We start from the raw sequence: 25,162 nt of genomic DNA, 5'->3' as shown, positions 1-25,162 counted from the left end.
CTCCGCTAAGGGTTTTGTCGGATAGCCTTAACTCATGAGGACTCGTCAAGCGTGATCGAATCGAGCAGTTCCAGTCTGGACATTGAACAGTTAATTCAAAAGGTTCGCGAAGAAGCCGCGCGGCGTCAGCAAGAAGCTGCGCCGGCGGAAACCGCACCGGCCCCACGTCGGTGGCTTTATTCACTGGGGGAATTACTGCGCCACGATGATGCCGAGTTTGTGACCGGGATCTACTGGGGTGTTTTGCATCGGGAGCCGGATCCGGGCGGCTTGCAGGATCGCCTGAGCCGTCTGCGCAACGGTGAATGCAACAAGATTGATCTGTTGCGAGAACTGCGTTTTTCACCGGAGGGTGAAGCGGTTGGGGTCGAGGTGCAGGGTTTATTGCCGCCTTCCAGATGGCGGTTGCCAGATCCGCCCATGCTGGAGTCGCCGGCGGAATTACCGATCCGGGATCGCTACACGCTGGATGAATTGCTGCAATACCGCGATGATGCGTTCGTGCGCAATGTCTATCGGGCGCTGCTGCACCGTGAACCGGATGCAGCCGGATGGGAACATCATCTGGAAAAATTGCGCAGTGGCGCTTGCACCCGGATGGACATCATTCAGGGACTGCGGCTGGGATCCGAAGGGCGAGCCATTGCAGTCGAGTTGACGGATTGGCCGAAGATGGAAGAAGGCGCTCTTCCTGACCTGAACACTTCCCGGGCTGAAGAGAGAGCGTCGTATGGGTTGCCGGAATTACTGGAACCGCTGGACGAGACCTTCGTGGACCATGCGTATCGCGCGTTGCTGCGCCGGGAGCCGGATACCGCAGGTAAACGCCATCATCTAGAACAACTGCGGAGCGGAAGATCTACAAAGATCGAAATTCTGGGGCAGTTGCGGTACAGCCCAGAAGGTCACCGGGTTGGCGTGACTGTGCGTGGTCTGCGGCTGCCGTTCATGTTGCAAACTGCCTATCGCCTGCCAGTGATTGGAAGTGTATTGGCGCTGGCTACCCTGATTTTACGTCCCCGACATTTGATTACCCGCTTGCGCTGGCTGGAAGCGCGCGATGATTGGAGCCAAGCGCAGGAGGCTAAGAACCGGCAGCATCTTGCCCAGGAACTGGCTCTAATCCAGCGGGTGGCTGATCTCCAAGTTGTGAATCTGGAATTAGCGCAGGTCAAACAGGGAGTACGGGAACTGGCAAACGAACTGATCCAAATCAAGTGGCTGGCCGACGCCAAGGCGAATGGCGGCGAGTGGCTTGACTTGCAACAAAGTTTGCGTGGGTTGGAACGAGACAGGGCGAGTGTCGCTGATTTAGCCGAAATGCGCCAGACGCTGGCCGGCAAAGCTGAAGCCGCGCATCTGGACGAGGCCTGGCAGACCCTGGCCGGCAAAGCTGAAGTCGCGCATCTGGACGAAGTCTGGCAGGTCCTGACCGGTAAAGCTGAAGTCGCGCATCTGGACGAAGTCTGGCGGGCGCTGGCCAATAAAGCTGAAGCCACCCATCTTGATGAAGCCTGGCGGGCGTTGGCGGGCAAAGCCGAGGCGGCGCATTTGGATGAAGCCTGGCGGGTGCTGGCGGGCAAGGCTGAGGTGGCGCATCTGGATGAAGCTTGGCAGGTTTTAGCGGGCAAAGCGGATGCCGTCGATCTGACACAGATGCATCAGGCATTTCAGGATCGGACTCGGCAGGAACTGAACCAGATGCATCAACGACTGTTGACCTATCAGCGCAACCTGGCCGATCAACAGCGTCGATTGGGTTTATTATTGGAAGAAGCGCGCAAGCGTTTGCCAGCGCCCCTGGATGAACAGCAACTCGCCACTCTGGCGCGAGAGCAGGATCATCTTATGGATGCCCTTTACGTCAGCTTTGAGGATCATTTCCGTGGTGCGCGAACCGATATCCAGCAACGATTACAGCTTTACCTGCCCTATTTGCGTCAGACCGGAGCCGGGCTGGAAGGTCATCCCATTCTGGATCTCGGTTGTGGGCGCGGCGAGTGGCTGGAGCTGTTGACGCAGGAGGGTTTTGTAGCGCGCGGCATCGATCTCAACCGGACCATGGTGGCGGAGTGTCGAGAGCGAGGATTAATAGTGGATGAGGCTGAAGCCCTGGCCTGTTTGCGCGCCTTGCCCGATGGCAGTCTGGGGGCGGTGACCGGCCTGCATATCATTGAGCATCTGCCGCTGGCGGTTCTGGTCGGAGTATTGGATGAGGCGCTACGCACGGTGCGTCCGGGCGGGATCGTCATTTTCGAGACCCCCAACCCGGAAAATCTGATGGTTAGCGCCTACAACTTCTATTTCGATCCCACTCACCGTAATCCGCTGCCGCCGCTGCTATCCAGCTTTTTGCTGGAAGGACGCGGATGGACGCCGGTGGAGATTATGCGTTTGAATCCTTATCCCGAACATCAGCGATTCAGCGTCGAAGGTGGACAGTCCCAGGTGACGAGTTGGTTGAATGAAGTATTTTGCGGTCCGCAGGATTATGCGGTGATTGGACATAAACCGTGAAAATTGCTATTGCCACGGTCCAAGCGCCCTTCATTCGCGGTGGCGCTGAATTGCTCGCCGAGGGCCTGCTCGCCGCTTGTCGCGCGGCGGATCACCAGGCGGAAATCGTGTCAATGCCATTCCGTTTCGCTCCCGACCATGAAGTGGCCCGAGCAATGACGGCCTGGGAAACCGAAGATTTTACCCGGCTCAACGGTCATTCGCCGGATGTAGTGATCGGTCTGAAATTTCCCGCTTACTATCTCCAGCACCCCAATCAACGGCTGTGGCTGTTGCATCAGCACCGGGTCGCCTACGATCTGTGGCGGGACGATGGCCCACTGTCAGTAGTTTTGCGCGATGAGATTCGGCAACGAGACAGCGCGTATTTGGGGCGCATTTCCCAGCGTTTTACGATCGCCGAGAATGTTTGCGCCCGCTTGCGGCGGTTCAATGGCCTGGAATCGCGCGCGCTGTATCCACCGCCATTGCATCCGGAACGATTCTACCGGGCGGAAGCTCTACCCTACATCTTTTTTCCCAGCCGGCTGGAAAAACTCAAGCGGCAGTCACTATTGATCGAAGCAATGGCCCAGGTTCGCTCACCGGTAGCTGCGTTGATTGCTGGCGCTGGTGGCGAGATGATCCGTTACGCTGAACTGATCGAACAACACAGGCTAGGCGATCGGGTGCGGTTGTTGGGGGCGATCACCGAACAGGAATTGCAATCCCTGTACGCCCATTGTCTCGGCGTGTTTTATGGTCCTTACGACGAAGATTATGGTTATGTGACTCTGGAGGCGATGTTGTCCGCCAAGCCGGTGATCACCTGCACCGATTCGGGCGGTCCCCTGGAGTTTATTACCGATCAGCAGACTGGCTTGGTCGTCGATCCGAATCCGGCGGCTATCGCCCAGGCCATTGAGTTCCTGGCCAGCCGCCCGCGCGTCGCTGCGTCACTGGGCGCAACCGGTTATGAAAAATACCAGTCCCTGAATATGAAATGGGATTGGGTGCTGGAGCAATTATTGGGAAGTCAGCTATGAGCACCCCTTACATCTATCAACCCGCGACCGGTTCTCTATCTCATGCGGAAGCCGTGCAATGGTTCCGGGAACAAGGCTTCGATCTCGTTGAAGGCGGCATTGACAATACCTCGCCGGCGCAGGTCGAGCGCATTCTGACTACGGCTGAGCAGTGCGGTTGGTCATGGACGCCTCTGAACGTGAACGGTGCGGATTATAAGAACTATTACCAGCAAGCCGAATACGATGGGCGATATCCTGGCTATTATGTCGGCAACCGTCCCGAGAAAACCCTAGAACATTTTTTATGCGTTCAGTTGTTGCAAATCCAGCGGCAGGATGTGTTCGTCGATTTGGCCAGCGAGCATTCGCCCTTGCCAGAGATCGTGGGGCGGTTGATGGGCTGTTCCAGCTATAGTCAGGACATCATGTATCCCGAGGGCATCCACGGTTACCAGATTGGCGGCGATGCCTGCGCGATGCCAGTCCCCGCCGGTTTCGCCACCAAAGCGGCGCTGACCTGTAGTCTGGAGCATTTCGAGAGCGACGCCGACTGCCGGTTGTTCGTCGAATTGGCTAGGGTGTTGGCGCCGGGCGGCAAGGTATGTGTGATTCCCTTCTATTTATACCATGAACCGGCGGTTCAGACCGATCCAACCTACAGCGCTGTTCACGCCGTGCCGTTCGATCCGGGTGCGCGCCTGTTTGCCGCCGAGGGCTGGGGTAACCGGCATGGCCGGTTTTACAGCCCGCGTTCTTTTATAGAGCGCATTGCCGAGCCGGTCGCCGAAGCGTTTACCTTCGATTATTTCTGGATTCGCAATGCGTCCGAGCTGCATCCGAGCAACTACGTCCGTTTCGCCTTGGTCGCCACTCGCCGATGAATATTGCGATCATTGCGCCCAGTCCAGCGCCGTTTGCCATCGGCGGAGCGGAAAAGCTGTTCTGGGGATTGCTGGATTATTTGAATCAGCGCACTTCCCACCGGGCCGAATTGATTAAATTGCCTTGTCGGGAGGGCGATTTTGCAGAGGTTCTGGCCAGCTATCAGGCGTTTTCCCAACTTGATCTGAACCATTTTGATCGAATAATCAGCACCAAGTACCCGTCCTGGATGGTCCAGCACGAGCAGCACGTCTGTTATATGCTGCATCCCCTGCGTGGCTTGTATGACACCTATCCGGAAGGTTGGCTGCTGGCTGTGCCGGGGCCGCATGATGGGGAACTGGGGCGATTGCTGGCGGTGCTGGAGCGTTACCCTGGGGAGCGGGCGGCGCTGACCGAGGTATTCGAGCGGGCTGAGCGATTGATCGAGCAGCGCGATCAGTATCCGCCGGAATTGCTGGCCTTTCCCGGTCCGCTGGCGCGGACGGTAGTGCATTTTCTGGATGGAGTCGGATTAGCGCCTGGCGCAGTTTGCCGTTATGCCGCGATTTCGCGCACGGTGGCGGGCCGGACCGGTTACTTTCCCTCAGATGTCGAGGTGGCGGTCGCTTATCCGCCATCGTTGCTGAAAATTCCCCCTAACCCCCCTTTGTCAAAGAGGGGGGCCAGAATCCTCCCTAGCGCTGCTCTCCCCTTCCACTCTGACCCTCTCCCACGGGAGCCGTATTTGTTTACCGTGAGTCGGCTGGATCGGCCCAAGCGCCTTGATTTGTTGGTCGAGGCCATGCGCCGAGTCGAGGTTCCGATTAAGCTGAAAATTGCTGGAACCGGTCCTGATGAGGCGCGGTTGAGGGCTTTGGCGGGGGATGATCCACGCATTGAGTTTCCTGGTTTCGTCAATGATGACGAGGTGGTGCGTTATTACGCTCAGGCACTGGCCGTGCCGTATGTGCCAGACCGGGAAGATTTTGGCCTGGTGACTCTGGAAGCCATGCTTAGCGGCAAGCCGGTGTTGACCGCCTTAGATGCCGGTGGGCCGAATGAATTGGTTGTGGATGGCGAAACTGGCTACTCGGTGGCGCCTGAACCGGAAGCACTGGCGGAGCGCATCACTTTTCTGGCGACTCATCAGGATGAGGCCCAGCGGCTGGGCGAACAGGGTTGGCGTCGGGTTCAGGCGATTTGCTGGGAGCGGGTGGCGGCGACTTTGCTGGGAGAAATCCCCCCTGGCCTCCCTTTGTCAAAGGAGGAAACAAAAATTCCTCCTGCCCCCTTTCTGGTAAAAGAAAATGGACATCGCCACAAGCTGACTGTCGCCACCACCTTTCCCGTATTCCCGCCCCGTGGCGGCGGGCAAAGCCGGGTCTATCATCTCTATCGTCATTTGGCCAAAGTCTGTGATGTGGATTTGGTGACGTTCACTGAGTACGGCGAACCGCCGCTGGATCGGGAAATCGCCCCAGGATTGCGGGAAATCCGTGTGCCCAAGAGCCGGACGCACCGGGACGCAGAGGGGCAAATGGCTGGCGAAGTCGGCAATATTCCCGTGGGCGATGTGACCATGCCCGAACTCTATCAGCGAACTCCGGCCTACGGTCGGGCGCTGGCGCGCTCGGTAGCGGGAGCCGATGTCGTGGTGGCCTGTCATCCCTACCTGTTGCCAGCCCTGCGGGAAGCCGGCGAGCGGCCATTGTGGTACGAAGCGCAGGATGTGGAATGGCAGCTCAAGCGCGAGATTTTGCCCGACAACACCCAGGGTCGGGCGCTATTGGAAGGGGTTCGTGAACTGGAAGCCCAGTGTTGCGCCGAAAGCCAGTTGATCCTGGTCTGCGCTGAGCGGGACGGGGAGACCTTGCAACGTCTGTATGGCGCTGATCCAGCACGATTGATCGAGGTAGCCAATGGCGTCGACTTGGCATCGGTCAGTTATACGCCATTGGCACAGCGGCGGTTGGCGCAGCGGCGGCTGGGGTTGGCGGACGCATTCACTGCGCTGTTCATGGGCAGTTGGCATGGCCCCAATCTGGAGGCGGTGGAATCTCTGCTGGAATTGGCGACAGCGCGGCCAGAGTGGCGATTCCTGGTTGTCGGTAGCGCGGGTCTGGCCTTCCAGGGGCGATCTGCGCCGCCTAATCTGGCCTTGCTGGGCGTTGTGGACGATACAATGAAAGATACGCTGCTTAGCGTGGTCGATGTCGCCCTGAATCCAATAACTTCGGGTTCCGGGACCAATTTAAAGATGTTGGATTATCTGGCGGCTGGAGTGCCGGTGATCACGACCGGATTTGGCGCGCGCGGGCTGGATTTGACCTCGGAGCAGGTAACGTTCGCGGAACCGGTGGACTTGGCTGCCGCGCTGGACGCCTTGCGTACCGAGCCAGAGGCCGATCGGGAGCAGCGCATTGAAGCCACACGGCAATATGTGGTTGCGCGCTTCGACTGGCAGGTGATCGCCGAGGGATTTATTGCCCAGGCTGGATTGTCTTAATTATTTCCGCAGCCGTTCAGGTCCTTCTCAAACTTCTGGAGTATTCCACGCCAATGCAAATCACTATCCATCGATCAGCGACTGCCGGATTGACGCCTAAAATTCCTGACGCTCCCATTGACGACCGTCCGGTGCGCCGAACCGGTTATCTGATTCTGATTCTGGCTTTTGGCGTATTCGGTGGCTGGGCAGCCCTGGCCGGATTGAACAGCGCCGTGGTGGCTCCCGGGGTCGTCACCGTGGACAGCTACCGCAAGACCGTGCAACACCTGGAGGGTGGCATCGTCAAGGAAATTCTGGTGCGTGATGGGGATGAGGTCAAAACCGGCGATGTGCTGCTGCGCCTGGACGATACGCAAGTGCGCGCACAACTGGAAATGGCGCGCAATCAGTATCTGACGTATCTGGCCCTGTATGCCCGGTTGCAGGCCGAACGGGAGCAGCATAAAGAAATTGTTTTTCCCCAGGAACTGCAAGATGCTGGCAATGATCCGCGAGTGAAAGAGATCATGATGGCCCAGCAACGCGAGTTTGAAGCGCGTCACGCGACCCTTCAAGGTGAAATTGCGGTGCTGGAGCAGCGCATCGATCAGCTGGAGGAACAGACGCGCGGGCTGAGCGCTTTGCAGGCGATCAAGCAAAAGCGCATTGATTCCTACGGCGAGGAAGTGCGGGACATGAAAAAACTGTTCGAACGCGGGCTAGGCGACAAGTTGCGGCTGCGCGAGATGGAACGGTTGGCTTTGGAACTGGAGGGCGAGCGGGCGGAACATCTGTCGGACATCAGCCGCGTCAAACTCCAGATCAATGAGACCCGCTTGCAGATTATCCAGCGACAGAAAGCCTTTCAGGAGGACGTCGCCAGCCAGTTGCGCGATACTCAGGCGAAGTATTTCGATCTGCAAGAGCGGCTACGGGCGTTGCGCGATACGCTGGACCGCACCGACATCCGCGCGACGACCGATGGCGTGGTGGTTGGGATGGGAATTCATACTATCGGTGGCGTGATTAGTCCCGGCAGCCGGATTCTCGATATTGTGCCTCGCGGCGAACGGCTGGTGGTGGAAGCGCAGGTTTCACCCGTTGATATTGACAAAGTGCATCCAAATCTGGTGGCGGATATTCGCTTCAGCGCATTCAGCACGCGCACGACGCCGGTGGTGGATGGCGTCGTGGAAACCGTATCCGCAGATCGGCTCACTGACCAGGCCACTCATCAAGCCTACTATCTGGCGCGGATCTCCGTCGCCGCGACCGGCAAGGAAACGCTCAGCAAACTGGGTTTGACGGTGTTACCGGGGATGCCGGCTGAGGTCATGATCAAGACCGGCGAACGCACCTTCCTCAATTATCTGTTGCGGCCGATCCAGGACAGACTGGCTCAGGCGTTTCGTGAGGATTAGTCTCAGACCGGCTCCAGGCATCCGTTATCAGGCTCATTCCGGATGAAAGGGGATGGCGTGTCGGAACTGATTAGCTTCCAAAATTTTACTTACCATTATCCCTCTCTTCAAACGCCTGTTCTGCGACATCTAGAGTTTACTGTCAAAGCCGGTGAATTTGTGGTGCTGGCTGGGGCCAGTGGTTCCGGTAAATCCACCCTGTGCCGGTTGTTGAATGGCCTGATTCCGCACCTGCACGGCGGCGAGTGGCAGGGTGATCTCCAGCTGATCGGAGTCGATCCGCTCACTGCATCGCCGCATGAGTTGTATCGGGAAGTAGGCTTGTTGTTGCAAAGACCCGAGGCTCAGTGTCTGGCGGCCACAGTCGCGCGTGATCTGGCGTTCGGTCCAGCCTGCCAGGGACTGGATCGGCTCGCCATCGCTCAGCGGGTGAGTGAGGTAGTGGGACGGCTGGATATCGCCCATCTGCTTAATCGTTCCCCCCATACGCTGTCTTGTGGCGAGCAGCAGCGGGTGGCGTTGGCCGGAGTGCTGGCCCTGCAACCGCGCATCCTGATCCTGGATGAACCTTTTGCCTTTCTCGATGCGGCTGGCGCCCGCCAATTGCGTGAGCAATTGCGTCAGCTGCATGAAGCCGGGATCACGATAATCGTTGCCGAACATCGCCTGGACGATCTCACCGAACTGGCCAGCCGGATGCTGGTGTTACATCAAGGTCGACTGGTGGCGGACGGAACGCCGGATCAGGTGCTGGCCGGTCCCGTTACGGACTGGGGATTGGAGCCGCCCGAGGGATTGCCTGCATCGCCGTTACCGGTTGCGGTTACAGCAACGCCGATCATCGAATGGGATAGCGTGGAATGCCACCGCGAAGAGCGCCCCGTGTTGTGTGGGGCCAGTTTATCCGTTGCGCCGGGGGAAATTGTAGCGTTATTAGGCGCAAACGGGGCTGGCAAAAGCACCTTATTGCGGCATGGCAATGGTTTGTTGCGTCCCCGGCGAGGAGCGGTGCGGGTGTTGGGGCAAGCGATTGGGCAGCGGCCGGTAGCAGAGGTCGCCTACGACGTTGGACTGGTCATGCAACAGCCGACCCACATGCTGTTCGCGCCCACCGTGCGAGCCGAGTTAGCGGCTGGGCCGCGCGCCCTGCGCCGTCATGATTCCGCCTGGTGCGCACGATTGAGTGAGCGTTTCGGCCTGAATCCGCTGCTGGATCGTCCGCCGCATACCCTCAGCGCAGGAGAACAGCGGCGCTTGGCGATTGCCGCGGTGCTGGGGTCGCGGCCACAGGCGCTGCTGCTGGATGAACCGACCGCCGGTCAGGACGCGACGGCGCGCACTGAATTGCGCGCCCTGCTCCGGGAATGCGCTGACGAGGGCGTCGCGATCGTTGTCACGACCCATGACCCGCGCTGGGCCAAGTCGCTTTGCTCTCGGTGGGCGCTTTTGACCGAGGGACGCATTGTCGTTGATTATCCCTTTATCGCGCCCCTCTCCCCTTTGGAAAAGGGGGGGCGGGGGGGATTTCGCACGAGCAACGAGGCTACAATCCCCCCTAACCCCCCTTTGCCAAAGGAGGGGACCGAACGGTTACAAACCAGATACTTCGACCCTCGCGCCCTGCTAGTCGTCTATCTGCTGGGATGTGGGTTGATTCTGTTGGCAATCCGACCGATCGAGTTGTTGCCGTTACTGACCTTGGCGCTGCTGGGCATCGCGCTTGGGCGATACAGTGACGCATGGTGGCGGATTGTGCGGGTGCTCGGGCCAACCTTGCTGCTTTTTGCGGTAATTGTTGGTTTCGGTAGTGGTCTGGAAGCAGCCATCGGTGCGGTATTGCGCTTGTTGGCGCTGGTGACCGCCAGTGTATGGTTCTTCGCCCTGGCGCCACCGGAGGAACTGAGTGAATCGTTACTGGCCAGCGGCTTGTCGCCTCAAGCCGTGTTTCTGTTGGAAGGAACATTGCGTTTCGCGCCGACGATGGCGATGTTGGCTCAGGAAGTGCGTGAAGCTCAGGAAAGTCGAGGAATTCGACTCGATGGCGTTTATTTGTTTCGCAACGGCCTGGCTCTGCTCGGGCCATTGCTAACCAGCGTGATGCGCTTTGCTGACGACTTGGCCGAAGCCTTGCAATCGCGTGGTTTCGGTGGCCCGATTCGCACTCCGCTGGCCGAATATCGGTTCCAGGCAAGGGACTGGGTGCTTGTGCTGGGAGCACTGACGTTAGCGTTAGTGTTGAATACAAAAATCCTGTCTTTTTTCGGGTCTTCTGGGTTCTTTTAAGGCCAGAATGATGATCAAGGCCAACCATCGCTATTTCGTAAAAGTAACCGTTCAGTCCCCCCTTTGGCAAAGGGGGGTGAGGGGGGATTTTGGCCCCGTCGCCCATGCGAAATCCCCCCCGGCCCCCCTTTTTCAAAGGGGGGAGGTGAACGCATACTCGTAAAATTCGACGGCTAAACGAGAGATGACCGATGAGCATTTTACTTCTAATCATTCTCTTCGTGCTCGGCGCTGCTTTCGCCCCGCGCTTCATTCCCGCCCGATTCGGCTGGCTGCAAACCGGCGCTCGCGTTGCCTTGTCATTGGCAGCAGTCTTCATGGCGCTGGCGACGTCGTTCGTGATCATCGACCAGGACAAGGTGGGTCATCTCAAGCTGATTTACGGGGCCAGCGAATTGCCGCCAGGCCATATCATCGCCATGAGCGGCGAGGCCGGACCTCAGGCAGAGATTCTCGGTCCCGGCTTTAACTTCAAGCCATTGCTCAATATTTTGTACGACGTTGAACAATTGCCGGTGACTGAAATTCCCGAAGGTCATTACGGCTACATCGTTGCCCGTGATGGGAGGCCGTTGCGCGCTGATCAATTTCTGGCCGATGCTTGGCCCGACGAGCAGCAAATGCTCGACGCTGCCTACTTTCTCACTGACGGCAAGGGTCAGAAGGGTCCGCAACTGACCGTGTTGAAACCGGGTCGCTATCGGCTGAATCAGTATTTGTTCGAGGTTTATAACAAGGGGGATGCCTTGCGGGCGACGTCAGTGCCAGCGGGTTTCGTGGCGGTGATCAAGTCTAACGTGCAGGAAAAGTCCGTCGATGTTTGTCAACCGATTCATGATGAACAGACCGCCAAATTGTCGATTCCGCTCGTGCCCCGAGGCTGTCGCGGCGTATGGAGCGAACCCTTGTTGCCGGGCACCTATTATCTGAACCGGCGCGCTTACGAGGTCGCGTTGGTCGATACCCGCATTCAGACCTGGCAATATCAGGGCGGTTATGCCCGGCGACGCATCAACCTGACGCTGAATCAGAATGGTCAGATCGAACAGACTGCTGAACGCGAAGAAGTCGTGACGCCGGAGAATGCCGCGGATAACGCGGTGCTGCTGCGGGTTGAGGGCTGGGAGATTCCCCAGGATTTGCGCATCCTGGCTCAGGTGACGCCGGAAGACGCGCCTTTTGTCGTCGCATCGGTCGGCGACTTACAGGCAGTCGAGGATAAGATCATCACGCCCACGGTGAGAAGCATTGTCCGCAACGTCACCGGTTCCACGGCGCCCATCCCCGTTGATCAGGAAGGCGACAATTTGCAAAGCGTGCGCCGGGTGTTGGACTTGCAAGATAAACGACCCCAACTGGAACAGGCGGTGCTGGATGCGCTGATTCCCGAGGCGCGCAACGCTGGCGTTTCGATCCGCGAAGTGCGGTTCGGCGATCCGGTTATTCCGCCGGAATTACTGCTGGCCCGCAAACGAGAGCAGTTGGCTCAGCAAATGATTACTACCTTCCGCAAGGAACAGCAAGCGCAGGAGGAGCGGATTAAAACCGAGAAAGCGCGAGCGACTGCTGAACAACAACCGGAACTGGTGCGGGCGGAAATCCAGGTGGAGGTAGCGAAACAGGATCGCACGGCAGCCCAGTTACGCGGTGAAGGAGAGAAGCTGCGCTTGCAGGAAATCGCCGCCGGTCAGCAAGCGCAGGCCGGGGTGTTGGGAAAGGAGTTGACTTACCAACTGGCGGTGGTCAAGGAAGTGTTGGCGTTTATCGCCGCCAATCCCGATGCCGTGAAAGTGCCGAATGTGCTAGTGGAAGGGGGAGAGAGTGGTTCATTGCCGGCTGCCGCCGCGGTCTTCGGTTTTCTGGGCAACAGCACGGTCGCTAGAGGATTAGGTCAGGCGACGGGTGCGTCACCGGCACCGGCCAAAAAGCTGTACGAAAAATAAACACGCAGCTTGCGCCCTCCAGTCCAGCCCTGCGGGTCCCGCACCTCGATTTTCAGTAAGCATTCACCTCCCCCCTTTGAAAAAGGGGGGTCGGGGGGGATTTCGCATGGTCGTTGGGGCCAGAATCCCCCCTAGCCCCCCTTTGAAAAAGGGGGGGACTGAACGGTTACGATTTCCAGACCGGCGATCCACCGGCAAGGGTTCGGTAATCATAAACATAGGCATAGGGCGCGCAATGCGTACCCTATGCTGCTCATTGAGACGCCGGTTCAGAACCCCAAATACCCCATGAAGTCGGTAAATTCCTGGGAGTAGAGGAAGCCACCCATTACGTCGTTGCGCGGACTGCCTTCCGCCAGTTGTTCCAGCCAGAAGGCCAGTCCGTCCTCTTCGGGTTCGCGCTGGAAGAAGGTGCGGTAGAGGTTGCCGATGAAGGCCGGGTTTGTGGTGTTGCGCCCGAGGTATTCGGGGCTGTTGAAGAAGAAGTAGGCCATGTTGCGAAACACCGGTTTGGCGTCTTGTCCCTGCGCTTGCAAGGCGGTGATTTGGTCTTTCCAGAAGGCGACGCCGTCGTCCTCGGGGGCGCGGTCGAGGATGGAGCGGTAGTAGTGGGTAATGAGGGTGACGGCGGGGTCGTCGGCGATGACTTCAATGCGGTAGTCTTGTTGGACGAAGACCTGGCCGTGGGTGGGGTCGATGACCTGGAGGGTGAAGAAGTACACGCCGACCTGGGTGGGGATGCCGCTGAGCAGGGTGTCGAGGCCGTCGGGGGTGGCGGTTTCCAGGGTGAGACCGGGCGGCAATGCGCCTTCCGTCACACTCCAGCGGTAGGCGGGGTCGTCCGTTTCGGTGGCGGGTGGGGCCGCGCCTTCGTAGCGGGCGTGCAGGGTGGCGCGGTAGGGTTGGTTGACGGGGGTGCGGCTGAGAATGCCGCCGCTGATGGCCAGGTTGGGCAGACCGCGCCCGCCGGGGTCGGTGATGTGGGCGTCGGTGAGTCCGTCGGCGTCGCCGAGGTGACCGTCAATCAGGGTGAAGGTGGCGGTGTTGCCGGCTAAGTCCGCGCCATTCAAGAGATACCAATGCGGTTCGGGGTCGGTGGCGGTGGGGCCGTATTTCCAGTATTGCGCACCAGCAGGTAACGGGTCGCCGTAGGCGAGGGTGACGGTGGCGGGAATGCCGTGGGTGGTGCAGTTTTGCAGGACGACTTGCAGCAGGCCGTCGGTGAGGGTGATGCCTTGGGGGCCGGTGGCGGGGGCGTTGGGATCGCCAATCGGCAGGGTGAGAATGTTCGGCTCGTCCAATGCACAACTGCTGCCGTCGGGATACTGCACGGCGGCGCTGATCGTTTGGCCGGGTTTGACCGGGTTGTCACGGGTGAAGGCGACTTCACGAATGGTCAACCCGACTGGTACCGTGATCGTTTGCCCGTCCTGGTTTTGAACGGTGACTTGAATCGAGGCGTCGTGGGCTTCGGTGGGCGTACCGCTGAGGCCGCCCTCGGCGGCGAGGGTGAGGCCGGGGGGTAAACCGGTGGCGGTGAAGGTATAGGGGGGTTGGCCGCCCAGCGCGATGAGGGTTTGCGTGTAGGGGGCGTTGCGTACGCCAATGGGGAGACGGCGCTGCCCCAGCACCAGCGGGGCGACGGTGAGGGCGTAGTCGCGGGTTCCGGTTTGGCTTTGGGCGTCGGTGACGGTAACCGTGACCGTGTACTCGCCGGCGGTGTCGGGGAGGCCGCTCAAAATGCCGTTGTCCGCGGTCAGGCTGAGACCGGGCGGCAAGCCGGTGGCGGTGAAAATATAAGGACTCGTTCCGCCGGCGGCATTGATGACCGTGGCGTAGGGGACGTTCGTGATGGCACCGGGGAGGTCGCGGGCCATCGGAAGCGGAAGGGTGGCGGTGGGGGTGGGCGGCGGTGCAGCCGCGTCCCCGGAATAATCGCTAAAGGACGATCCGCCGCGCACAAGACGTACTACGTAGACGTTGCCCGTCTTAAAGTCGGTGTACACGCCGCCAATTACGAAGGACACACTCCACGCAAAGGTTACACGTCTGGCATAGGTCGAGGAAGACCAATGCTTAGAAGGGGGCGTTTGTGGGAAAATGGTCTCATTAATAGAAGGGGAATAGCACTGTTTTTCAACGATTGTTTGTAATTCCTTGGCATTCGGCACGCGCCAGTCGTTGTCTCCGGCAAAAGCATAGCCTTACGCCGCTCGCAGCGCCTCACCCCATGTGTAGCCCGTGGCTGTGCCGCTACAGGTTTGCGTGGCGCTTTCCCAGGTTTGGCCCAGGCTACACCGCATCCAGGTCATGCCGGTTTTAGCGTGGGTGGCCGTGCCGTTGAGATCGTCCAAAATGAAATCTTCGGTCGACGTCGTCGACTGGATTGTGGAAAGGCAGGTCCCGGCGGCTACGACAGGCAACAGGGTCAAGAGGAGCAGTCCAAGAGCAATTTCAATGCGTTTATTCATTGTCGGGTTCTCCTAAAGCGCCCAATCACTGTCCGCCGCGTGCGAGACGCACACCGTAGCCATTCGCCTTAGGGTAGGCGTTCACGCCGCCAAGGTTGAAGTCCACGAACCACGCGGAACTCTGAATGTAGGCGAAAGATGAGGAGGACCAATACCAAGAGATTGCTGTGCCAGGAAAATAGCCCACATCAATGGTCGGACTCGGACCCGCATCAAGATCCGCTAGTTGGTATAGTTCCTCTAGTGGGCTGACACAGAAGTTTTGACAGGTTCAGAGGTTTCTAGGTCCACCGGGGTTTCAGAAGATTTCAAGGGAGGATAGAGGCGCTTGAGTTTGACCCGGGCCAAGTCGGTGCCGAACTGCCAGTGGATTTTGGTCTGACGTAGGTTGCGTGGGCCTTGCCAAGCGGCGATTTCCTTCCGCAAAGTTTCGAGGTTCGCAATGCGGCGATTCAAACACTGGCCGGCGAGAACAGCGAACTCACATTCCGCCATATTGAGCCAACTGCCATGCTTGGGGGTGTAATGAAATTCGAGCTTGCGGGTGATCCGGCGGGCTTCCTCTGGAGAAAAGACACTATACAAGGCCGCAGGAGTGTGGGTATTGAGGTTATCCACGACCAACCGGATTCGCTCCGCCTTCGGAAAGTACACATCAACGAGTTGCTGCATTTGCTGGGCAAAATCGCGTTTGGTGCGCTGTTTCGTGACATTAACATGACGCCACCCGCGCAAGGGTTGTACGAATAGAAATAAATTGGCGGTGCCTTCGCGTTTGTATTCACAGTCATAGCGCGCCGGTTGACCCGGGCGGGCGGGTTGAGGACAGCGGGTTTCGCTGGTCAATTGCACCGGACTTTCATCGAAGCACACTTGGGGGTATTGAGGATCATCGGGTTCGGCGTACAGGTCCAACACATCCTCCATATGCCAAACATAATCGGGACTGACACTGGGAATACACCATTCTTGACGTTGCCAGGGTTTGAGGTCGTTTTTTTAAGGATGCGCCGCACACTCTCACGGGAAATGGCTTCGATGGGCCGGAGTTCCATGAAGCGGTCCGCTAACAATTGGAGAGTCCACTGACAACGGCCAGCGGGCGGGGTACTACAGGCCAAGGCGACCAGAAAGGCGGCCTGTTTGCCGGTCAAGGCCGGGGGCAAACCGACTCGTGGCCGCTCGCTTAACGCCGCCAGCAACCCTTCGTCGACAAACCGTTGACGGGTACGATGAACGGTCGAAATCCCCAAGTGAAGGCTTTGGGCAATGGCCTCATCCGTCGCCCCTTCCGCAGCCTGCAGCAACACATGGGCACGGGCAACCTTGCGCGCCGCTGCCTTGCCTTTATGAATGACCTTCAGCAGGTCTTCCCGCTCCTCTTCAGTTAGATCAACCAGATATTTGTGGGCCATGGTGATTCCTCCTGTTGATCTCAACCATAGGGCACCCACCGCTACCTGTCAAAACTTCTGTGTCAGCCCACTAGCGTTGACAAGCGCCAGTCGTTAAAACTACATAACCCTCTCGCATTCACCACCGCTGCATACGCCTGGGTGTTGCATTGGCTGTTAGGCAATGTTCCGCCGCAGGTATCGGAACCCAGCGATCCGGGATTCCCACCGTTGTTATCGGTATGAATGTCGTCGTACCAGGTATAGGTCCAATCTCTGTCTCGCAGACCGCCGTCATCGGTCTTCACTTCCCAAAGCAATCCGGTCACATTGTCACGGGTGCAGGCCCAGTCGCCGGGGCCGGAACCGAGCACCGCATCAGCGGGCAACTCTCGGCCATCGTTGGCAATCTTGGTGTAATCAAAACCCGCACGGCCACCGCCCACTTTGGTCAACACGCCTGCCGCTGCCGCCGCATCTCGCCCAATCGTACAATCCTGACGAGGATGAGTGCTCGGTTCCGGGGTCACGGCCTGGGTATCATCGTAACAGGTGGTCTGGCCAGTGTCGTTCAAGCCGGCAGCGTGGGCGGGGGCATTGACTATCAAGCCCATGAGTAAAGCCAACCCAAGAGCGCAGAGGCGGAATCCCCCCCAACCCCCCTTTTTCAAAGGGGGGAGCGTCAAGGTCAAGGATTGGGGTAAAAACATGAGCATCATTCCTCCAGCTTACTGAAAATTAGATATTTCATGAGGATGGATTCGCGCAGCGTAATTCACCTTCGCTTGTTTTGCCAAAAACTAAATATAGCCACTGGATCGGATCATTTGAAGGAAACTCACCCGCCTCGATACAATCCTTTCTACCGATCACGCTTCCCCAAGCACGAGAGAATGTCATTAACAGCCACTCTGGAAACGCCCCCATGAACTGGCAACAAAGTCGTCTCCACTATCCGCATCAATGGCTCCTGATTGAGGCTGTCCAGGCCCATACCGAAGCGGATCAACGCATCGTCGACAGCCTGGCCATCATCGGCGTCTATCCCGACTCCACATCCGCCTTGCGCGACTACGTCCGCCTGCACCATGCCGCCCCTGACCGGGAACTGTATGTCGCCCATACCGACCGCGATGAACTGGCCATCACCGAACGCCGTTGGCTCGGCATCCGGCAAAGCGCATGAACATTCGCCTGCGAGACGGTCTGCCCTTTGTCGAGGTCACCCTGGATCACCAGGATCAACGCCTTGTATTGCCGGACGTACTGCTCGATACTGGTTCCGCCGGTAGCCTGCTGTCCGCCGATGAACTGTTCAAGATCAACGTCTGCCTGGAACCCCTGGATCCGCTGCGCCGGATTCGCGGCGTGGGTGGCTCCGAATTCGTGTTCATCAAAACGCTGGATCGTTTGACCGCCGGCGCATTATCGGCATCGGCCTTTGCAGTCGAAGTTGGCGCACTCGATTACGGTTTCTCCCTGCAGGGCATTCTCGGTATGGATTTTTTGCGGCACACCAAAGCCCTCATTAATCTCGATGCCTTGACCCTGACCTAAAAGAACTGTTTGAAGGCAACGAGCCGTTGTGCCAGAGTCTGTATGTCAGCACGGAGTCAGCGCGGCCACCGCGCCCCTTGAATTGCGCCATACGAGGCCCGATGATGCCGGGGTACTGGAAGAGTCCCAGACCCAGGGAGACGAACCGATGAATCCCCTATCCTATTTTGATCCAGCGAACCCCTATCCCGAAAGCGACGGTCAACCCATGGCGGACAACACGGAGCAGTATGACTGGATTGTCAAGATCAAGGAGAATCTGGAAATTCTCTTCGCCGATGACGACCACGTATTCATCGCCGGTGACCTATTGTGGTATCCCGTGCCGGATCGGCGGCTGTCCGGCCCCCTGGCGCCGGATGTGCTGGTCGCGTTTGGCCGGCCCAAAGGACGGCGCAGCTCCTACTTGCAGTGGCAAGAAGGCGGGATCGCGCCACAGGTGGTCTTTGAAGTGCTATCGCCGTCGAACAGCCAGATGGAGATGGCCAACAAGCTGCGCTTTTACGACCAGTATGGCGTCGAGGAATACTATTTGTATGATCCAGAGAAGAATCATCTGGAAATCTGGCTGCGGCAAGGGGCGTCGCTGAAACGGGTCTCGCACCTGAACGGCTGGGTGAGTCCCCGCTTGGGCGTCCGTTTAGCGTTGACCCCAGAGACCCTCGAACTCTATACCCCGGACGGACGACCTTTCTTGAATTCCGTGGAGTTGGCCCGCTGGGCGGAATCCGCAGAAGCGCGGGCCAACCAGGAAGCCCAGCGGGCGGAATCCGCAGAAGCACGGGTCAACCAGGAAGCGCAACGAGCCAACCAGGAAGCCCAGCGGGCGGAATCCGCAGAAGCACGGGCCAACCAGGAAGCGCAACGGGCTAACCAGGAAGCTCAACATGCAGCAGAAGAACGTTCGCGTGCTGAACGATTAGCCGAACGCTTGCGCGCCCTGGGTGTTGATCTCAGTCACCTGGAAGATTGACACGCAGGCGATGCGGAGAAATATCAGGCGTTGGACTTTGATCACTTCCTAACCGATTGATCATACCGCATCTTGACATAGGAACCCGGCGCATCCTCGACAGGTTTTAGTTTGCCCGCGCCGGGGGTGCGAGCGGGAACTTGCAGACCCGCATTCGGCTTGAGCCACTCCAGCCAGTCCGGCCACCAGGAGCCTTCCTGCTTGACCGCGTTCTTCTGCCAATCTTCAGGATTAGGCGGGGCGTCGGGATTCGTCCAGTAACCGTATTTGTCGGATGTTGCCGGATTGATCACCCCGGCGATGTGTCCGGAGCCGCTCAGCACAAACTTCACTGGGCCGCCGACCAGTTGCGTACCGGCATACGTCGAGGTCCATGGGGCGATGTGATCCTCGCTGGCTGAGAGGAAGTAAACCGGAGTTTTGATATTGCGCAGGTCGATGGGCGTACCGGCCAGAGTGATGCCGCCCGGTTCGCGCAGCAGGTTATTCTGGTACATGTTGCGCAGGTAGAAACTGTGCATGGCTTTCGGCATTCGCGTGGAGTCGGAATTCCAGTACAGCAGATCGAAAGGGTAGGGGTCCTTGCCCAGTAGATAGTTGTTAACCACGAAATACCAGATCAAGTCATTAGCCCGCAACATGCTGAATACGCCCGCCATTTGACTGCCGTCCAGATAGCCTTGCTCGCCCATCTGCTTTTCCAACAGGCTGATAATTTCTTCGTCGATGAACACTTCCAGTTCGCCCGGTTCGCTGAAATCGGTCATGCAGGCAAAACAAATCGCGCTCTTTACCCGGTCATCGCCCTGCGCAGCCAGGTAGGCCAAGGTGCTTAACAACAGAGTGCCGCCCAGGCAATAGCCTGCGGTGTTGATCTCGCGTTCGCCGGTGGCCTGTTCAATAGCGTCCATCGCCGCCGCGCAGGCCAGCATGTAGTCATCGAATGATTTTTCCGCCAAACGCTCGTCGGGATTGATCCACGAGGTCATGAAGACCGTGAAGCCCTGATCGACCATCCACTTGACCATCGAATTCTTCGGGCGCAGGTCCATGATATAGAACTTGTTGATCCAGGGCGCGACGAACAGGAAGGGGCGTTGATAAACGGTCGGGGTGGTGGGATCATATTGAATCAGTTGCAACAATTCGTTTTGAAAGATGACCTTGCCGGGCGTCGAAGCGATGTTTTCGCCTGGCTTGAAGGCTTCCAGATCGGTCATTCTGATCTGCAGCTGGCCGCGACCGCGCTCCAGATCGTTCAGCATGTTTTGCAAACCCTTCAGCAGATTCTCACCATTGGAGTCGAAGGTGGCTTGCAGCACGGTCGGATTGGTGAGCGCAAAGTTGGTCGGCGCCATCGCATCCACAAACTGGCGGGTGTAAAACTGCACTTTGCGCGCCGTTTTTTCATCCAGCCCTTCGACATCCTGCACCGCGCTCTGCAAACTGTCCGCAGCCAGCAGATAGGACTGCTTGATGAAGTCGAACACCACATTTTCCGCCCATTGCTCGTCCTTGAAGCGCTTGTCGCCGAGTTCCGGCTTGATCACCGGCTGGGTTTCTTCACCCAACATGCGTCTGGAAGCGTGTTGCCAAAGGTCAAGGTAATTCTTCCAGAAGTCGACCTGGGCCTGGATCAACTTGTCTGGGTTTTTAAGTAGCTGCTGGAATAGTTCCTGAAACGATTTGCCAATGATCGCAGGGTCGATTAACGGCAACGAGCCGCCCTGCTGTTGGCGCTTCAGATAATCCTGCAAGAGCCGCTGGCTCTGTTCGACGACCTTGGACAGATTCTGGGCCAGCTTATTGAAATCGACATTCTTGAGATCAGGGGCGGATGAAGTGGCCATTGAGTTACCTCTTTTGAAAAAATGATGATCTTCACGGTTTGACAGTGAGCAACTGGGTGCTGTTGAATGAGCGCCCCCACCTGCCTATCGCCACACGACCACTTCGTCCAATCGTCGGCGCGAACTCGACTCCGGCAGTTCGGCGGGATAACCCAGGCTGAGAAGAGCCAGTGGCGTCAAACCCGGTTCCAGCCCCAATATTTCGCTTACACGCGCTTCTTCAAAATAGCCAACCCAGATCGAACCCATGCCAGCGGCGACAATCGCCAGTTGCGCGTAGGCGGCGGCGATGGTCGTGTCCTGCACCGCGTAGAGTTTCGCGCCGCGTTCTCCGAAAGTGGTGGCGGAACGGGCCGGGTCAGCGCAGAACGCTAGACAGATCGGCGCTTCAGCGATAAAGGTCTGGTCGTGAGCGGCATGGGCCAGCGCCTGCCGTTCAACCGGATCGCTGACCACAATGATCCGGTAGGCTTGCAAGTCGCCGGCTGAAGGGGCGGCGCAGGCCATTTCCAGGATGGCGTGCAGTTTTTCCGGTTCGACCGGCATATCCAGCTGGTATTGACGAACCGAGTGGCGATGGCGAACGGTTTCGAAAAAATCCCACATGGCGCAGCTCTCGCTATGGATAACTCAGGAGAAAAGTGGTCGCTGGCAGCAGGGTTTTAACCGGTTCCCTTGACCAGCGCATTCAGTTTTGGCAGCTCCGGCGATTGTGGATAGTTGCGCTCCAGTACCCGCAGGCTGTCGGCGGCAAGCTGCGGCATACCCATCCTGATATAAGCCTGAGTCATGATGCTCAACGCATCTTCAACCACCGGACTGCGGGCGTAGGTTTCCAGCACGTACGTGGCGCGATTGACCGCCGCCACGTATGCGCCTCGCCGCAAATAATAGTCAGCGACATGGACCTCGTAAGCGGCCAGGCTGTTATGCAGGAACAGAATCCGCTGGCGGGAATCCTCGGCGTATTGGCTATTGGGGAATTTCCGCACCAGTTCGGAGAAATCATTGTAGGATTGCCGGGCGGTGTTGGTGTCGGTTTTGGAGCGATCAACCGGAGCCAGCCGGTCGAACAGGGTGTTGCTGCGCTGGAAATTCACCAGGCCCTTCATGTAATAGGCATAATCAACATAGGGATGACGGGGATTGGCCTTAATGAACCGGTCAGCGGCGGCGATGGCGGCGTCCGGTTCGCCGTCCTTGTACTGGCAGTAGATAGTGTCGATCTGCGCTTGTTGCGCATAGCGGCCGAACGGGTAGCGCGCCTGAATCTTGTCCAGGTAACCGATCGCGGTCTGATAGTTGCCCTCGTTCATGGCCTCCTTGGCCTCGCTGTACAAGCGCTGGACCGACCAGCCTTTGGTTTCGTCGATTTGATCCGGGAGCAGGGAGCAACCGGCCAGGAGCATCACAGCCAGTGGCAAAGTGATCAATAATTTGGATAGATAGCGCATGGGAAATAACATGGAATGGCGAAGGTCGGAAAGTAACATGGATTACCAAACTCAGTATAACGCCCACAACGCTAAAAACCATCATGCCTTTGACCGAACGGATTGATTGTCAAATCCCGGATGCCTGCGCCGGGATGCGGCTGGATCAGGCGCTGGCCGGGTTACTCCCGGCTTATTCACGCAGCCGTTTGCAACAATGGCTTAAGACTGGTCAGTTACGGATTAATGGGGCGATTCGTCGCCCGCGTGATGCCGTGGCAGGTGGCGAGAGGGTTAGCGGTGACCTGGTATTAGAAATTGAAACCGCCGCCGTGGCCCAAGCTATTCCGCTGACGATCGTTTATGAGGACGCCGATCTGCTGGTGATCAACAAGCCGGCCGGATTGGTCGCCCATCCGGCGGCGGGTAATCGCGACGGCACCCTGGTGAACGCCTTGTTGCATCATGCTCCGGAGTTGGCGACGCTGCCGCGCGCCGGGTTAGTGCATCGGCTCGACAAGGACACGACCGGGTTGCTGGTGGTCGCGCGCCGGTTGCCGGCCTACACTAACTTGGTGGAGCAGTTACAGGCGCGAGCGATTGAGCGGGAGTATCTGGCGGTGGTTAATGGGACGCCGGTTGCTGGCGGATCGGTAGACGCGCCGATTGGGCGGCATCCGGTGGATCGGCAGCGGATGGCGGTCACGCCGGGCGGCAAACCGGCGGTGACGCATTACCGGGTGCTGCGCCGGTTCCGCGCCCATACGCTCTTGCGCGTGAAGCTGGAAACCGGTCGCACTCATCAAATCCGGGTTCACTTGGCGCATATCCGTTTGCCGCTGGTGGGCGATCCGGTGTACGGCGGTCGTCCGCGCCTGCCGCCAGGGGCAGCGCCAGACTGCATTGCTGTAGTTCAAGGCTTTCGCCGTCAAGCTTTGCACGCCGAACGACTAACCTTGGCGCACCCGGCGACCGGCGACTGGCTGCAATGGCGGGCGGAGACGCCGGCGGATTTGGCGGAGTTAATCGCAAAACTGGGAGAGGATGCCGATGATGAAAATGCCTGAACGCTTGTGCGAATCGCTCATCATTCCCGACTGGCCGGCGCCGGCTCAAGTGCGGGCGGCAAGTACAACCCGTTGGGGTGGGGTGAGCCAATCGCCTTATGAATCTCTGAATCTGGCCGGACATGTGGGTGATGATCCGGCGAATGTTGCTGAAAATCGGCAACGGTTGGCGGCGGCGTTGAACCGAGTTCATGAACCGGCCTGGCTGGAGCAGGTGCATGGAACAACGGTGGTTAAGGCCGAAACCGTATCAGCGCCGGTTATTGCTGACGCCGCCTGGACCCGTGCGCCGGGCCGATCTTGCGTGGTAATGACCGCGGATTGCCTGCCGGTGTTGTTGTGCGACCGGGTCGGGACGGTGGTTGCGGCAGCTCATGCCGGTTGGCGGGGATTAGCAGCGGGAGTAATTGGCGCGACCGTGGCGCGCCTGGGGATGCCACCGATGGAACTGCTGGCCTGGCTGGGACCGGCGATTGGCCCGGATGCCTTTGAAGTCGGGGAAGAGGTGCGCGCGGCGTTCCTGAAACTGGACGCGGGGAATGTGGTTTGTTTTCGACCCTCGCCAGCGGGACGCTGGTTGGCTGACCTTTATGAACTGGCGCGGCGGCAGTTGCGCAGTTTGGGAGTTTCAGCCATTTATGGCGGCGAATTTTGCACCTTCAGCGAACCGGAGCGGTTCTTTTCCTACCGCCGCGAACCGCGCACCGGGCGAATGGCGAGTTTGATTTGGCTGGAGTAAATCTCGCTTGTTCAGCCGGACGAATGTTCTGCACTCTCCTGATGGTCGGCGAACTGCTCGGCAATCGCCTGAAATTCATCAGTGATCTCCAAAAAAGCTTCCACCATATCCGGATCGAAATGCTGACCTTTGCCTTCGCGGATAATGGCCACTGCCTGATCATAGGGCATCCCGTCCTTGTAAACCCGGCGACTAATCAGGGCATCATACACATCGGCAATTGCCATAAGCCGGGCTGAAACAGGGATAGCTTCGCCCGCCAGTCCCTGCGGGTAACCACTACCGTCCCACTTTTCCTGATGGCAATAGGCGATTTCCCGGGCCAACTGCAGAAAGGATTTAGGGGTATTCAGATGTTCCTCCGCCGCCACAATCGCATCTCGACCCAGAATGGCGTGGGTCTTCATGATCTCGAATTCTTCCGGCGTAAAACGTCCCGGCTTCAGCAAAATCCGGTCGGGAATGCCCACCTTGCCAATGTCATGTAATGGCGCGGATTTGAACAACAACTCGATGGTTGCGTCGCTCAGAAAGGACGCGAAACGCGGATGGGTTTGCAGCTTTTTGGCTAGCGCCCGAACGTAGTGCTGGGTGCGGCGAATATGGCCGCCGGTGTCATTATCACGGGTTTCCGCCAGTGACGCCATCGCGACGATCGTTACGTCCTGAATAGCGACAACTTCCTGGGTGCGGCGCTGCACTTCTTCTTCAAGATAGGCGTTGCGATCCTGCAGAAACTGCCGGGCGTTTTTCAACATCAGGTGGGTTTCCACCCGAGCCAGCACGATCGGCGGACTGATCGGCTTGGTGATGTAATCCACCGCGCCCAGTTTTAAACCTTTCTCCTCATCTTCGACCTGTACCTTGGCGGTCAGGAAAATCACCGGGATGTCCGCTGTATGAGAATTCGCCTTGAGCCGTTCGCAGACTTCGTAGCCGTCCATGCCCGGCATCATGATATCGAGCAGGATCAAATCCGGTGGCGGGTCTAGTGCGGCGATCCTGAGGGCGCGTTCGCCCTCGGTAGCAACCTTGATTCGATAGCGATTCTTGAGAAGACCGCTAAGCAGAGCGATGTTATCCGGCGTGTCATCCACGATCAGGAGGGTTTGCCGTTCGGTGAAATCAGCGGCGCTGTTCATAATGGACTAACCT

General features: G+C 58.3%; 19 protein-coding genes and 2 pseudogenes. 12 read left to right on the top strand and 9 right to left on the bottom strand.

What is annotated here, in order from left to right; translation table 11 throughout:
• The first annotated feature begins 51 nt into the window (after positions 1-51).
• From H6973_01570 to H6973_01540, 7 genes are all read left to right on the top strand, one after another.
• Positions 52-2,517 carry a DUF4214 domain-containing protein gene (locus tag H6973_01570; protein ID MCP5124356.1) on the top strand — a complete coding sequence of 822 codons (2,466 nt, stop codon included), beginning with the start codon at positions 52-54 and terminating at the stop codon, positions 2,515-2,517.
• Positions 2,514-3,542, top strand: a complete 1,029-nt coding sequence (locus H6973_01565; protein ID MCP5124355.1) for a glycosyltransferase family 4 protein — start codon at positions 2,514-2,516, stop codon at positions 3,540-3,542. The genes H6973_01570 and H6973_01565 overlap by 4 nt, the downstream gene beginning before the upstream one ends.
• Complete coding sequence (locus tag H6973_01560) at positions 3,539-4,405, top strand: hypothetical protein (GenBank protein MCP5124354.1); 867 nt, start codon at positions 3,539-3,541, stop codon at positions 4,403-4,405. Before H6973_01565 ends, H6973_01560 begins: the two co-directional genes overlap by 4 nt.
• Entirely contained in the window at positions 4,402-6,894 is a 2,493-nt protein-coding gene (locus tag H6973_01555; protein MCP5124353.1) for a glycosyltransferase family 4 protein, read from the top strand. Before H6973_01560 ends, H6973_01555 begins: the two co-directional genes overlap by 4 nt.
• Positions 6,895-6,947: 53 nt before the next feature.
• A complete protein-coding gene (locus H6973_01550) occupies positions 6,948-8,297 on the top strand; it encodes an HlyD family type I secretion periplasmic adaptor subunit (protein MCP5124352.1) in 1,350 nt (449 codons plus the stop codon).
• A gap of 57 nt (positions 8,298-8,354) precedes the next feature.
• Positions 8,355-10,580 carry an ATP-binding cassette domain-containing protein gene (locus H6973_01545; protein ID MCP5124351.1) on the top strand — a complete coding sequence of 742 codons (2,226 nt, stop codon included), beginning with the start codon at positions 8,355-8,357 and terminating at the stop codon, positions 10,578-10,580.
• A 191-nt stretch (positions 10,581-10,771) separates the two neighbouring features.
• Positions 10,772-12,523 (top strand): hypothetical protein, encoded by a 1,752-nt coding sequence (locus H6973_01540; GenBank protein MCP5124350.1) that lies wholly within the window; start codon positions 10,772-10,774, stop codon positions 12,521-12,523.
• Positions 12,524-12,792: 269 nt separating this feature from the next.
• Here H6973_01540 and H6973_01535 read toward each other — a convergent pair whose 3' ends face one another.
• The 5 genes and pseudogenes from H6973_01535 to H6973_01515 all read right to left on the bottom strand — a co-directional run bounded on the left by H6973_01535 (position 12,793) and on the right by H6973_01515 (position 17,098).
• Entirely contained in the window at positions 12,793-14,694 is a 1,902-nt protein-coding gene (locus H6973_01535) for a DUF4214 domain-containing protein (GenBank protein MCP5124349.1), read from the bottom strand.
• Positions 14,695-14,727: 33 nt separating this feature from the next.
• Positions 14,728-14,994 carry a hypothetical protein gene (locus H6973_01530; GenBank protein MCP5124348.1) on the bottom strand — a complete coding sequence of 89 codons (267 nt, stop codon included), beginning with the start codon at positions 14,992-14,994 and terminating at the stop codon, positions 14,728-14,730.
• A gap of 25 nt (positions 14,995-15,019) precedes the next feature.
• Positions 15,020-15,235, bottom strand: a pseudogene (locus tag H6973_01525) (DUF1566 domain-containing protein).
• Positions 15,235-16,409, bottom strand: a pseudogene (locus tag H6973_01520) (IS630 family transposase). The pseudogenes H6973_01525 and H6973_01520 overlap by 1 nt, the downstream one beginning before the upstream one ends.
• A gap of 62 nt (positions 16,410-16,471) precedes the next feature.
• Entirely contained in the window at positions 16,472-17,098 is a 627-nt protein-coding gene (locus H6973_01515; GenBank protein ID MCP5124347.1) for a hypothetical protein, read from the bottom strand.
• A 215-nt stretch (positions 17,099-17,313) separates the two neighbouring features.
• On the opposite strand from H6973_01515, the gene H6973_01510 reads away from it, so the two are divergent.
• The 3 genes from H6973_01510 (at position 17,314) to H6973_01500 (ending at position 18,918) form a co-directional block, all read left to right on the top strand.
• The gene (locus H6973_01510; protein MCP5124346.1) at positions 17,314-17,574 is read left to right on the top strand and encodes a hypothetical protein; all 261 of its coding nucleotides are present in this window, start codon (positions 17,314-17,316) and stop codon (positions 17,572-17,574) included.
• Complete coding sequence (locus H6973_01505) at positions 17,571-17,945, top strand: clan AA aspartic protease (GenBank protein MCP5124345.1); 375 nt, start codon at positions 17,571-17,573, stop codon at positions 17,943-17,945. The genes H6973_01510 and H6973_01505 overlap by 4 nt, the downstream gene beginning before the upstream one ends.
• A gap of 148 nt (positions 17,946-18,093) precedes the next feature.
• The gene (locus H6973_01500) at positions 18,094-18,918 is read left to right on the top strand and encodes a Uma2 family endonuclease (protein ID MCP5124344.1); all 825 of its coding nucleotides are present in this window, start codon (positions 18,094-18,096) and stop codon (positions 18,916-18,918) included.
• A 41-nt stretch (positions 18,919-18,959) separates the two neighbouring features.
• Here the strand turns inward: H6973_01500 and phaC are convergent, their stop codons facing one another.
• The 3 genes from phaC to H6973_01485 form a co-directional block, all read right to left on the bottom strand.
• Entirely contained in the window at positions 18,960-20,768 is a 1,809-nt protein-coding gene (gene phaC, locus H6973_01495; GenBank protein ID MCP5124343.1) for a class I poly(R)-hydroxyalkanoic acid synthase, read from the bottom strand.
• A gap of 84 nt (positions 20,769-20,852) precedes the next feature.
• A complete protein-coding gene (locus H6973_01490; GenBank protein MCP5124342.1) occupies positions 20,853-21,374 on the bottom strand; it encodes a nitroreductase family protein in 522 nt (173 codons plus the stop codon).
• 56 nt (positions 21,375-21,430) lie between these two features.
• Complete coding sequence (locus H6973_01485) at positions 21,431-22,222, bottom strand: outer membrane protein assembly factor BamD (GenBank protein MCP5124341.1); 792 nt, start codon at positions 22,220-22,222, stop codon at positions 21,431-21,433.
• A gap of 89 nt (positions 22,223-22,311) precedes the next feature.
• Here H6973_01485 and rluD point away from each other — a divergent pair, with 89 nt between their 5' ends.
• Together rluD and pgeF are read left to right on the top strand one after the other, a co-directional pair.
• A complete protein-coding gene (gene rluD / locus H6973_01480) occupies positions 22,312-23,268 on the top strand; it encodes a 23S rRNA pseudouridine(1911/1915/1917) synthase RluD (GenBank protein ID MCP5124340.1) in 957 nt (318 codons plus the stop codon).
• Entirely contained in the window at positions 23,261-24,007 is a 747-nt protein-coding gene (gene pgeF / locus H6973_01475) for a peptidoglycan editing factor PgeF (protein MCP5124339.1), read from the top strand. The genes rluD and pgeF overlap by 8 nt, the downstream gene beginning before the upstream one ends.
• Positions 24,008-24,018: 11 nt before the next feature.
• On the opposite strand, the gene H6973_01470 is transcribed toward pgeF, so the two are convergent.
• Complete coding sequence (locus tag H6973_01470; protein MCP5124338.1) at positions 24,019-25,149, bottom strand: two-component system response regulator; 1,131 nt, start codon at positions 25,147-25,149, stop codon at positions 24,019-24,021.
• Positions 25,150-25,162 lie beyond the last annotated feature (13 nt).

This window comes from Gammaproteobacteria bacterium, assembly GCA_024235095.1.
Classification (GTDB): domain Bacteria; phylum Pseudomonadota; class Gammaproteobacteria; order Competibacterales; family Competibacteraceae; genus UBA2383.
The sequence above is the reverse complement of the archived record's forward strand: the minus strand, read 5'-3'. Positions and strand labels throughout refer to the sequence as shown.